At 41.4% G+C, this 12,436-nt stretch carries 11 protein-coding genes and 1 riboswitch; of the genes, 5 read left to right on the top strand and 6 right to left on the bottom strand.

Going from position 1 to position 12,436, the window contains the following annotated elements; translation table 11 throughout:
* Positions 1–71: 71 nt before the first annotated feature.
* Both H5164_RS02170 and H5164_RS02165 read left to right on the top strand, forming a co-directional pair.
* Entirely contained in the window at positions 72–776 is a 705-nt protein-coding gene (locus H5164_RS02170; protein ID WP_124017994.1) for a CoA transferase subunit A, read from the top strand.
* Between the two features lie 13 nt (positions 777–789).
* Positions 790–1,446, top strand: a complete 657-nt coding sequence (locus tag H5164_RS02165) for a 3-oxoacid CoA-transferase subunit B (RefSeq protein WP_124017993.1) — start codon at positions 790–792, stop codon at positions 1,444–1,446.
* Positions 1,447–1,709: 263 nt separating this feature from the next.
* Here H5164_RS02165 and H5164_RS02160 read toward each other — a convergent pair whose 3' ends face one another.
* Positions 1,710–2,567, bottom strand: a complete 858-nt coding sequence (locus H5164_RS02160) for a universal stress protein (RefSeq protein ID WP_182754578.1) — start codon at positions 2,565–2,567, stop codon at positions 1,710–1,712.
* 250 nt (positions 2,568–2,817) lie between these two features.
* Here H5164_RS02160 and H5164_RS02155 point away from each other — a divergent pair, with 250 nt between their 5' ends.
* A complete protein-coding gene (locus tag H5164_RS02155) occupies positions 2,818–4,011 on the top strand; it encodes a cation:proton antiporter (protein WP_182754575.1) in 1,194 nt (397 codons plus the stop codon).
* Positions 4,012–4,071: 60 nt separating this feature from the next.
* Here the strand turns inward: H5164_RS02155 and H5164_RS02150 are convergent, their stop codons facing one another.
* On the bottom strand, positions 4,072–4,578 hold the full coding sequence (locus H5164_RS02150) for a TlpA family protein disulfide reductase (RefSeq protein ID WP_182754573.1): 507 nt from the start codon (positions 4,576–4,578) through the stop codon (positions 4,072–4,074).
* Between the two features lie 344 nt (positions 4,579–4,922).
* Between H5164_RS02150 and H5164_RS02145 the strand changes: the two genes are divergently transcribed.
* On the top strand, positions 4,923–6,713 hold the full coding sequence (locus H5164_RS02145) for an acyl-CoA dehydrogenase C-terminal domain-containing protein (RefSeq protein WP_182698102.1): 1,791 nt from the start codon (positions 4,923–4,925) through the stop codon (positions 6,711–6,713).
* A gap of 130 nt (positions 6,714–6,843) precedes the next feature.
* Here the strand turns inward: H5164_RS02145 and H5164_RS02140 are convergent, their stop codons facing one another.
* The 4 genes from H5164_RS02140 to H5164_RS02125 all read right to left on the bottom strand — a co-directional run bounded on the left by H5164_RS02140 (position 6,844) and on the right by H5164_RS02125 (position 11,464).
* Positions 6,844–7,422: a thymidine kinase gene (locus tag H5164_RS02140; RefSeq protein ID WP_124017988.1), complete on the bottom strand. Its 579-nt coding sequence runs from the start codon at positions 7,420–7,422 to the stop codon at positions 6,844–6,846.
* Between the two features lie 154 nt (positions 7,423–7,576).
* Positions 7,577–9,133, bottom strand: coding sequence for a Na+/H+ antiporter NhaC family protein (locus tag H5164_RS02135; RefSeq protein WP_220492629.1), 1,557 nt, complete (start codon positions 9,131–9,133; stop codon positions 7,577–7,579).
* An 82-nt stretch (positions 9,134–9,215) separates the two neighbouring features.
* Positions 9,216–9,432, bottom strand: a riboswitch (Lysine riboswitch).
* 357 nt (positions 9,433–9,789) lie between these two features.
* Positions 9,790–10,713 (bottom strand): electron transfer flavoprotein subunit alpha/FixB family protein, encoded by a 924-nt coding sequence (locus H5164_RS02130; protein ID WP_182754571.1) that lies wholly within the window; start codon positions 10,711–10,713, stop codon positions 9,790–9,792.
* A gap of 1 nt (position 10,714) precedes the next feature.
* Positions 10,715–11,464: an electron transfer flavoprotein subunit beta/FixA family protein gene (locus H5164_RS02125; protein ID WP_182742700.1), complete on the bottom strand. Its 750-nt coding sequence runs from the start codon at positions 11,462–11,464 to the stop codon at positions 10,715–10,717.
* A gap of 432 nt (positions 11,465–11,896) precedes the next feature.
* Here H5164_RS02125 and H5164_RS02120 point away from each other — a divergent pair, with 432 nt between their 5' ends.
* The gene (locus H5164_RS02120; protein WP_124017984.1) at positions 11,897–12,307 is read left to right on the top strand and encodes an H-NS family nucleoid-associated regulatory protein; all 411 of its coding nucleotides are present in this window, start codon (positions 11,897–11,899) and stop codon (positions 12,305–12,307) included.
* Positions 12,308–12,436: the final 129 nt, after the last annotated feature.

Below are 12,436 nucleotides of genomic sequence, written 5' to 3'. Positions count from 1 at the left end.
ACATATACTCAACATGGTTAGCACTGTATAGCGCTAACCATTGATATAAATATAACGATAAGGACAACAAGATGGCAGGTTTCAATAAAGTCGTCCACAGCTATGAAGAAGCGCTAGCAGGACTGAAAGATGATATGACCATTATGGTCGGCGGCTTTGGATTGTGTGGCATTCCTGAAGGCTTAATTAATCATATGGTGACAATGGATGTTAAAGGCTTAACCGCCATTTCAAATAATGCTGGGGTTGATAACTTTGGCTTAGGACTGTTACTGAAACAGCACCAAATTTCAACCATGATTGCCTCTTACGTAGGAGAAAACGCCACCTTTGAACAGCAAATGTTATCCGGCGAGCTCAACGTTATCTTAACCCCGCAAGGCACACTGGCTGAAAAAATCCGTGCCGGCGGCGCCGGTATTCCGGCATTCTTTACCGCCACAGGTTACGGCACGCCGATTGCCGACGGTAAAGAAACCCGTGAAATCAAAGGGCGTCACTACGTATTAGAAGAATCATTGACCGCTGACTTTGCTTTAATTCGCGCGTGGAAAGCGGACACTATGGGTAACTTAGTGTTTCGCAAAACCGCAGCAAACTTTAATCCGATGATGGCCACCGCAGGTAAAATTACCGTAGTTGAAGCCGAAGAAATTGTTGCACCTGGTGAACTCGATCCAGACCATATTCATACACCGGGTATTTATGTCGATCGCGTGATCAAAGCTAGCTTTGAAAAACGTATCGAGCAACGTACCGTCAAAGCTGCGAAATAAGGGAGACAACACCATGGCACTGACCAGAGAACAACTCGCCCAGCGCGTAGCAAAAGAATTACAAGATGGCTTTTATGTTAACCTAGGTATCGGTATCCCTACCCTAGTCGCTAACTATATTCCACACGGCATACAAGTAATGTTGCAATCTGAAAATGGTTTACTGGGTATGGGCGAATTTCCTACCGAAGACAACATCGATGCCGATCTTATCAACGCTGGCAAGCAAACGGTAACCGCGGTTGCAGGCGCGTCATTCTTTTCATCAGCAGAAAGCTTTGCCATGATCCGTGGCGGCCATGTCGACCTCACGGTACTGGGCGCATTTGAAGTGGATGTTAACGGCTCTATCGCCTCATGGATGATCCCAGGCAAACTGATTAAAGGTATGGGCGGCGCCATGGATTTAGTCGCGGGCGCCGACAATATTATTGTCACCATGATGCATGCGGACAAATACGGCAACTCGAAACTATTATCAACCTGCGAGTTACCATTAACGGGTTATGGCTGTATTAAACGGGTGATGACAGATTTAGCCTTTATCGAAATTAAAGATGGTGCGTTTCATTTACTTGAACGCGCGCCCGGTGTGACGGTTGATGAAATTGTTGCTAAAACAGCAGGTAAGTTAGTGGTACCAGACCACGTACCGGAAATGACCTTTTAATTTCTATTAAACAGTTAAGATCAACCAAGCCCGCCAATTTAACTTAATGATGCGGGCTTTTTTATACCTTTATTTTAATATGACTACTGTAGCGACTCAGCCCCTTTTCTACTTTGAGATGTGAATATCAAAATGTAAATGCACAGGCTAAGCCATTTATGCTGAGTTCAAGGAAAAAATGCGCAGTTTTATAGTTTAAATGAGCATTTTTCAACGATGAAATAGGCTTAAATGGCGACGCTATGAGTGGTGATATTGTCGATTTAATCTTCTGCTGGGATCACCAACACATTACTGCGCATCCGGCTCAAAATAGATTCCGCTGTATTACCAATAATGCGCCCTAGTAATCCTTGCCGTTGCCGCGCACCAATCACAAAATATTGGCTTTTTAACCGACATGCCAGTTCAAACAAACACAGTTCAGGCTCACCCGAGATAATATGCATACAATCAGCGTCAACTCCTATGTCAGCAATTTTTTGCTGATGTTCTGCATACGCTTTTTTAACTAAAGCATTAATGTCGAGCAAATCCATGTCGCGAACAATTTGCGGAATTCGTAACACATAAGCCACATGCAACTGTGTTCCAGTCGCTTTAGCAAGCTGCAGGCCATTAGTAATAACGGCGTCATTAAGCCGTTGCTTAGTCGGATTTTTAGTACCTAAATCGATTGAAATTAGCGTGGTGTTACCGGTATTAAGTGGGTTGTTTGTAAGGAGTAATAGTGGGATTTTGGTATGGCGAATTAACTGCCAATCAGTAGGCAGATAATGATCAGAATGATGGACAGCTTTAACCATAAGATCAAAGCTATGGCGAGCAGAGTGATGACAAGCATGTTCAAAAAGATACTTACTCCATATCACATGTAACGGCACATCTTCGGCATCAAGCGAATCTAAGTGCTGCTGAAGTTGCGCTTCTTGTTGTTGCATTAACTGCTTTTGCACCACTCCAGCAAGTCGTGGTTGATCACTGTCTGTGGCACTTAAATAGGCGTAAGTATAAGCAAAAACTTCAGCCTGCTTGTTCATCTGCTTGGCTAATGATAATCCAATCGCGACGGCATCAATATGCGCTTGTTCCATTTGTGCGATAACAAACATTTTGTTCATATAAACCTCCTTATTTCAGATCTTTTCTATATTCTTACCGTGACAAGCATATGTAAATATTAAGATTATACTTATCAAACATTGCCTTATATTCTGCGATTAGAAACTCAGTAAACGTGAGCTAGTAACTATCTTTAGCTTAGCTAATAGCGTAAGTTTGTGCTTAAGTATCGCAACTAAAATTGATCAACATCAACTTTATTGGGTTCACACAAATCAATAACATATTGCCTAACCTGAAGGAGGATAAATGGCAATAAACAGCTTTGTAATGTCACTTTTTCTCATTCTTGTTGTGGGCAGATTGCTAGGTGAGCTTAGTGACCGATTAGGATTTCCCAGCGTAGTGGGTGAAGTCACTGCGGGGATATTAATTGGCCCGTCACTACTCAATTGGGTTGTACCTCATAGCACATTAGCCATCATCGCAGAACTGGGGGTGATTTTTTTATTATTTGATATTGGCTGTGAAACCTCTATCAAAAAGCTTGCCCATTCTGGTACTAAAGCCGTAAGTGTTGCATTGTTAGGCATTGTAATACCCTTAATCGTCACAGGATTGGCCAGCCTGTATTGGCTTTCTCTACCTCCTTTTACTGCATTATTTTTTGGTTGCGCATTAACGGCCACCAGCATTGGTATTTCAATGCGAGTTTTAGCACTCAATAATCAAACTCAAAGTGCGGCTGGGCAAATTATTCTAGGGGCTGCGGTTATCGATGATATCGTTGGCGTGATACTACTGAGCGTGTTGTTTAATTTCGCCTCATCTGGAGAATTAGCCGTAAGCTCAACCTTAGTATTATTTATCATGATAGCCAGCTTTATCATTTTCAGCCCGCCACTGGTCAGAGTGATAATTTATTTAACCCGCTGGCTTCACCTTAAAACACGCATTCCCGGTTATGAAGTGTTTGTTGTCACGGCAATGATTTGCTTATTTGCCTGGTTAGCTCATTGGTTTGGTACCCCGGCTATTTTAGGTGGCTTTGCCGTCGGAATGGGCTTGTCACGACAATTTACCTCGCCATTTAATCAATACCTTAAAAACCCCTTTAGCTATACCCACAAACTGGAACAATCAGCAAAGCCGCTAGTACAGCTCTTTAGCCCAATTTTTTTCGTTTATGTCGGCATCAGCCTGGATCTAAGTCAACTTGATATGAGCTTCATGGGCTTACTATTACTCGCTTGGTTAACTTTTATCGCCGTAGCAAGTAAATTCATGGCCGGATTGTTGGCCAGCTCAAACTGGCACGAAAAAATGATTGTGGGTTCAGCAATGGTACCTAGAGGTGAAGTAGGATTAGTATTTGCAGAGATGGGACGCCAACTTGATGTCATTCAAGCCAAAGAGTTTGCCATATTAGTCATGGTTATCGCCCTAACGACCCTGATAGGGCCGCTTCTTTTAAAATATACCTCAAGTAAACAAGCCGAATAAATATAATCAGCTCAATGACCTATCATAAATGAGCAAACAATAATCGGCTTTTCATCATGGCTATTTTAATAAAAACTGTATCGCTTTATCCAAATTAGGGTCGTCAGGATCAGACGTATTGCTCATCCATGCAATGTGGCCACTTCGGTCAATAAACACTGTTGTTGGGGTACCTGTTATGCCATACAACTTAGCAACCTCATCACCTAAAACCAGCGTGGTCATTTTTATACCTCGATCGAGCAAACTCTGCCCTGGATTGGCGCCAGCATCTTCGCTAAAACTAATACCAATCATTTGCAAGTCAGTGTGTTGGTAGTTAAGTCGTAGTTTTTCTAAACCGGGTTGCAGCTTTTTACAATATGGACACCAGGTGGCCCAAAAATGCAAAATAACCGGTTTACCGGCGTAATCATGTAGAGTAAATGATTGGCCATCAGAGGTCATTAATTCAAAGTTAGTAGCAACAGAGTCATCCACTTTCGCAGCAGCATCGGCTGTGCTTTGGGATATAAAAGACAATAATAGCAATGCAGATATACTGACTACTGACCAAACAAATTTCATAACGCGCCTATTTATGGATTATTTTTATGTATTAACCTTTATAGACCGGAGTGTTGCCATTATGTATTCATGTGCATTTCAGATAATCGTTTCGCGAACACTTGTTGATCTTTCCAAGCCTGAAGAAGGTATTACAACAAATAAGTCACTCGGATATTGAAGAGTAAATAAATCGGTACATTTCACGCACCAAAATAAGTTTACGCTTACGTAAAAATAATACTGAGTTTTTACTCGAAATTGGTTATGTTAGCTGAACTAACATAATCTGATTGGACCAGTAACAAGACGATACCTTGTTGCCGCGACCAAACTTAACGACCCCATAACCAAGGAATGACCTTATGCCAATTTACCAAGCTCCCCTGCGTGATTATCAATTCATTCTGTCTGAACTGCTTAATGTCTATCAACAAACTGACTTACGTGGTTTTGATGAATTAGATGCAGATTTAACTGATGCGATTTTACAAGGTGTCGCCGACTTTACTACCGACATCATGTTGCCACTCAATGCAAGCGGTGACTTGGAAGGTTGTAAATTGGTTGACGGTAAAGTCATCACCCCTTCTGGGTTTAAGCAAGCTTACAAGCAGTATGTCGAAGATGGCTGGGCCACACTAACCTGCGATCCTGAATTTGGCGGCCAAGGCCTGCCAGAAGTGATTGGTACCTTTGCCACCGAAATGAAAACCGCGACCAACATGGCTTTTGCTATGTATCCTGGGTTAACTCATGGCGCTTATTCTGCTATTCATGTCCATGGCAGCGATGCACTAAAACAAAAGTATTTAGCTAAACTGGTCAGTGGTGAATGGACTGGAACCATGAACTTAACTGAATCGCATGCTGGTACCGATTTAGCGTTATTGCGCACTAAAGCTATTCCTGCCGGAGATGAGCTGTTTGCCATTAGCGGCGAGAAAATCTTTATTTCATCTGGTGATCACGATCTTGCTGATAATATTATTCACTTAGTATTAGCGCGCCTACCCGATGCACCAGAAGGTGTTAAAGGCATTTCATTATTTGCGGTACCGAAATTTTTAGTCAATGCCGACGGCAGTTTAGGTGACGCCAATACGCTGAGTGCGACGGGTCTGGAACACAAAATGGGCATTCACGGTAACTCAACTTGTGTCATGCATTTTGATGGCGCAATTGGCGAATTAGTTGGTGCACCACATCAGGGCTTAAAAGCCATGTTCACCATGATGAACCAAGCACGTCTGGGTGTCGGTATTCAGGGTTTAGGCGTATCTGATATTGCTTACCAAAATGCACTTGTTTATGCCAAAGAGCGCATTCAAGGTCGTGCATTAAGTGGTGTTAAACAGCCTGAACAAGCCGCAGACTCATTATTAGTCCATGGTGACATAAGACGTATGCTGTTATCGCAAAAGTCTTTCAATGAAGGAACACGTGCGTTAATGGGCCAACAGGCATTATGGCTTGACCAAGTAGAACGTCATACTGACCCGGAAAAAGCCAAACAAGCAAATGCCCTGGCGGCTTTATTTACACCGATTGTTAAAGGTTTCGTTACCGACCAAGGCTTTAAAGCATGCGTAGATGCGCAGCAGGTTTATGGCGGTCATGGCTATATTAATGAATGGGGTATGGAGCAGTATGTGCGTGATATTCGTATCGCAATGATTTATGAAGGCACAAATGGCGTTCAGGCTTTGGATTTAGTAGGCCGTAAATTACTGAGCGACAAAGGTGCAGCATTGACGTTATGGTCAGGCATGGTAAAACAGTTAATTCAAGATAATTCCGGCAACGAAGCCATGAAGCCCTATCTTGCAGGATTAATGGACGCTGCGGGCGATCTTGAAAAAGCCACTGGTTTTATTGTTCAATCGGCCAGTAAAAACCCAGACCTTATTGGCGCAGCATCAATGCCATATATGCAACTCTTTGGCATTACCGCTCTGGCTTGGATGTGGACCCGTGTGGCGGCAACATCATTGGCAGCATTAGAAGCTGGTACTGAAGAAAGTGAGTTTTATCAAGCTAAACTTAATACGGCAAAATTCTTCATGAGCTATTGGGGCAGCCAAACTCGCAGCTTACGCAAACAAATTGAAGCTAGCAGTGCTGATATTGTCAATTTCGCAGCAGCTGACTTTTAATCTCAACATAAGCAACTAAAACATAAGCACCTAAAACACAAATAACAAAGCCGCTTCAATGTTAATTTAAGCGGCTTTGTTTATTCTGTAGCGGTCGCGAACGTAATTCTAATACGTCATTAATGGCCAACTAATCCCACAAAAACTCGCGAAAATGCTTACGACAAACCGACTCGTAACTCTCGTTACCGCCAATCTCCACTTGTTCACCTTCGCGCATAGGATTACCTTCATGATCAAGGCGAACCACCATATTGGCTTTACGGCCACAATGACAAATGGTTTTTAATTCAACGAGCTTATCTGCCCAAGCGAGCAAGTAATGGCTGCCTGAAAACAACTCACCCTGAAAATCATTACGTAATCCATAACATAATACGGGGATATCGAGATTATCGACAACATAGGTTATCTGCCTAACCTGCTCTTTACTTAAAAACTGACACTCATCAATCAGTACGCAGTGAATTTTTTGCTCGTCATTGGATGTCGAAATCAGCTCAATTAAATTGTCAGTACTACCAAACACCTGGGCATCGGTTTCAATCCCAATACGCGAAGACACTTTGCCAATACCATATCGATTATCTATTGATGCTGTCATCACTAAGGTATGCATACCGCGCTCACGATAATTATAAGAAGACTGCAGTAACGAAGTTGATTTACCGGCATTCATCGCCGAATAATAAAAGTACAGTTGCGCCAAAATATAGCGTCCTAATGGTTAGACAGTCAGTACCGTCCATATTACCTTTTTTAACTTAGCAACAACAAACAAAAATGCCGTATTCGTTATGTATACGGCATTTTTTCAAAGCTTAATCGATCGGCTTATTACTCATAAGTATCAGGATGTAGCATTACTTTTTTGCCCAAAAGTACAATACTAGGATACTGATAAGAAACAACGCACTACAACAAATCAATCCAGCCATTAACGAGCCCGTAAACCCAAGCACAATATAACCGACGAAACTAATCAATGCAGCGATAAGTGCATAAGGAAGCTGGGTCACCACATGATCGATATGATGGCAGCTCGCCCCCGTTGATGACAAAATAGTGGTATCGGAAATAGGTGAGCAATGGTCACCAAATACGGCACCAGAAAGCACAGCTGCTAGCATAGGTAGCATCATGGAGCTATCACTTCCCATCGCCATATCGGCCGCTATAGGCAACATAATACCGAAGGTTCCCCAACTCGTTCCCGTTGAAAATGCGGTGATCCCAGCCAATAGAAATAACATGGCAGGCAATAGCGCAAACGGAATATTATCAGTTGCTAAACTGGCCATGAACTTACCGGTTTCAAGCTGACCAATGACACTTGATATCGTCCAAGCGAACAATAAAATATAAATAGCGGGTAACATTGAACGAGCACCAACAGACATGCCTTTGAGCAACATAGACAGCTCTACTTTCTGTTGAAATGCCAACAACACTGTCGCAATCAAACCGACGATAGAACCAAAAAACAATGATGAACTCACATCAGTATTTTCAAATGCACCTAGTACACTAAACATCTGCTCTTTAGCCGCTAATGCTTCTGCCCCACTAGAGACCATAAAATAAAGGGTCGCAAATACTAATATCGCAATCGGTAAAAATAAACCAATCACTTTACCGGTATCAGCTTCAGGTAAATCAGTAACCGCTCCCGGTGGTTGGCCTTTTGATTCATCATACAACTCACCACGAAGTGCATTTAATTCATGCTGACGCATCGGTCCTATGTTTAAACTGAACGTCGCCACACACACTAGTAATAATAATGAGAACACGGCATAAAAGTTCATCGGGATCATCTGTATAAAGACACTTAAATGACCTGAGTCAGCAAAACCATGTGCAGTTAGAATGCCGCCAATAAGCGCAATAATATAGGCTCCCCAGCTCGATACCGGAGAAATAACGCAAATCGGTGCCGCGGTAGAATCTAAAATATAGGCAAGTTTTGCGCGTGAAATATGGTATCTGTCCGTGATAGGCCTTGAAATAGAACCTACGACTAAACTATTGAAGTAGTCATCAATAAAGACTACACAGCCTAAAAAAATGGTCATTAACTTAGCATCGCGCTTATTACGAATGCGCAGTTTGGCCCAATCAGCAAAAGCACGAGCAGAACCACTAACGGTGATCAATGCGGTTATCATGCCCAGCACAACCAAAAAACCTAAGATATATACGTTCCAACTATTCAGTGCAGCATCTTTCCAAACGAGCTGACTCGCTGTACTTAAAATATATTCGCTGCTGCCAACCAATGAAAAATCGGTCAGCAATAAGGCACCAAAAATAATACCTAACCCCAAAGACAGCAATACCTTACGGGTTAAAATAGCCAGTGTAATTGCCAAAAGTGGTGGCAAAACAGAAAGTGCCGAATCGGCATAACTTATTATCATAATTTAATTATTTCTTCGTTGGATACGAATAGAGAAAAACTAGAAATAAGACTCGCCATACACAGAAAGTATATGGGTTAACTTATCTAGTAGCACTCCACAGAAATATCCATTTAATATGAATATCATTATTTTTATCACGTAGATAAAAACACTATGACAGTACAGCCCCTTTCGAGAACTGGCCCAACAAATGAGGGCGATCACCTCACTTATTTCGGCATTGCATCCTTTTAGGTTGAATTATTGGCATCACCCAATTCAACCTGACTATTATGCAATGCACCTCTACTTTTGTATTTGTAATCATAAATAGCCCATTACAAACAGCGCGCACATACAATCATAAACCACACGCTCTATACCAGCAAAAAAGTCCTAAACTACAGCACAAATAACAATATTATTAACTACAGCCACAATTTAATAGCATTAGTTTAACGTTTCTAATGCAAATGCACACTATCGCACTGAATACAAAAACGGCAACTGGATAACCCGACTGACACCTTTGCTCATAAAAACATCCATATTATAAAAATATCAATAAAAAAGGTTCCTACTTTACCAAGTAGAAACCTTTTAATCTGAACGATTGACTAGTATAACGACACGTTAAACAAGCTAATGACTCAATTGGGGTCAATAATATACCATTAAAGCAGATTATTTAATGCAGGAACGGCTTCAAATAAGTCCGCGACTAAACCGTAATCAGCCACCTGGAAAATAGGCGCTTCAGGATCTTTGTTAATTGCCACAATCACCTTAGAGTCTTTCATTCCGGCAAGATGTTGAATCGCACCCGAAATGCCCACAGCAATATACAGATCAGGGGCAACAATCTTACCTGTTTGTCCCACTTGTAAATCGTTAGGCACAAAGCCAGCATCCACAGCGGCACGAGATGCACCTACTGCTGCGCCAAGCTTATCGGCTAGCTGCTCTAAAATAGCAAAGTTTTCACCACTCCCCATGCCGCGGCCACCAGAGACAATAATGCCTGCATTACCTAGCTCTGGACGGGCTGATTCAGTTAACGACTGAGACACGAACTCAGTGCGAGCATCAATAGCTTGACTTAGGTTAACCACTTCAGCATTGCCCGTTGACGCGACAGCATCAAATGCACTAGAACGCACAGTCATGACTTTCTTCGCATCTAAACTCTGCACTGTCGACAGCGCATTACCGGCATAAATAGGACGCACAAAAGTGTCACTACTGACCACTTCAATGACTTCTGAAATTTGAGAAACATCTAACAATGCTGCGACACGAGGTAATGTATCTTTACCAATACTGGTTGCTGCAGCCAAGATATGTTCGTAATCAGCCGCAATCTCAACGACCAACTTAGAAACGTTTTCCGCTAATTGAGCACCATATTGAGTTGCATCAGCAACTAATACTTTACTCACACCGGCTAAGTGTTGTGCTGCCGTTACCGCAGCAGAACAATCAACACCCGCGACCAGTATATGAATATCACCGCCAATGGCGGCAGCTGCGCTAACGACTTTGGCCGTGTCAGTTTTCAAACTCACATTATCGTGTTCTGCTAATACTAAAATGGTCATGTTAGATCACCTTCGCTTCATTTTTTAACTTATCGACTAACGCCTCAACAGAAGACACCATAATGCCAGCTTTACGCTCAACCGGAGGTGTTACGCTGATCACTGTTTGATGTGTTTTCAAGCTCACACCTAAATCAGCCACAGTCATAATGTCTAATGGCTTGCGTTTAGCTTTCATAATATTGGGTAATGAAGCATAGCGAGGTTCGTTCAAACGTAAATCAACCGTGACAATGGCAGGTAAAGGCATTTTCAGGGTTTGCAGTCCGCCATCAATTTCACGAGTAACGGTGATCATATCACCATCAACTTTTACTTCTGATGCAAATGTCGCTTGTGGCATATCAGTTAGTGCCGCTAACATTTGTCCAGTTTGGTTGTTATCGCCGTCAATAGACTGCTTACCAAAAATAATTAATTGCGCTTGTTCTTTTTCTTGCACAGCTTTTAACAGTTTCGCAATTGATAGTGGCACCAATTCTTCATCAGTTTCAATATGAATGGCTCTATCAGCACCTAATGCCATTGCAGTTCTTAATTGCTCCTGCACTGCTTTTGCGCCAACACTCACCACGATAACTTCAGTGGCTACGCCAGATTCTTTCAAGCGAACCGCTTCTTCAACTGCTATTTCGCAAAATGGGTTTAACGCCATTTTAAGGTTCGTCGTATCAACACTTGTGTTGTCAGCTTTTACCCTGACCTTTACATTGGCATCAACTACGCGTTTAACAGGCACCAATATTTTCATAGGTTTTCCTTCTACACCTTCAATGTATGTGGACAACACACTGGCGTTTGCCAATGCAAGATAGGCTAACTTTACGTCCTGTTAACGTTAACGTCAATCAAAGTCAAACGACTGTTTATATTTTTTTTATGATTGTGGTGGCAATCAAACAAAACAAACTGTGGAACATTAATTATTTGATACAAGTGATTAATTAAAATTTATTCAATATTTAGATGATTTAATTTGATTCAATGACAAATAGTTTCTATTATTACAGTTATATTCAGTATTAATTAAGCTGTCTTGGTAATAATCAGTGAGTTAATGTTATTTATATTAATAATAAAGACCACAACAAACCAAATGATGCACTGAAATTTACCTGAAACATTAAAAAACATCTTTGATAACTTTTTATTTTATAAATAAATCATTAGGAAACTACACAAAATGAGTGATTTTTTAGACATACTAACCCACGGCCGTCGTTTTAAAGCTGCAGTAAAAGAATTGTCTCTTGATGATTTACGCGAAACCGCGGCAAAATTAGAAAAGATCATTACTGAACGTGAAGAAGAAGAAAAATTAGAACTTGAAGCCAATGCAGAGCGTAATGCTCGTATTGCTGAAATTCTTGCTCAAATTGAAAACAGTGGTTTATCAATCGAAGATTTAGGTGAAGTCACAGCCTCTGCTAAAACATCAACTAAAAAGCGTGCACCACGTCCACCAAAATATCAAATCACCATTGACGGTGAATTAATTCAATGGACAGGTCAAGGTCGTATGCCAACCGTATTCAAACAACAAGTTGATAGCGGCAAAAGCATGAGCGAATTTTTAATTCCAGGCATGGAATAAATATTTTAACTAAAGAATAATCTCACGGTTAATTCTTTAAAATAAAAAAGAGCTTACTTAGGTAAGCTCTTTTTTTGTGGCATTTGATTGCTTTATCATCGCCATAAGACAGGGTAAACTAACTGTTGC

The sequence above is a fragment of the Shewanella sp. SG41-3 genome (assembly GCF_014164545.1).
Lineage (GTDB): Bacteria > Pseudomonadota > Gammaproteobacteria > Enterobacterales > Shewanellaceae > Shewanella > Shewanella vesiculosa.
The sequence above is the reverse complement of the archived record's forward strand: the minus strand, read 5'-3'. Positions and strand labels throughout refer to the sequence as shown.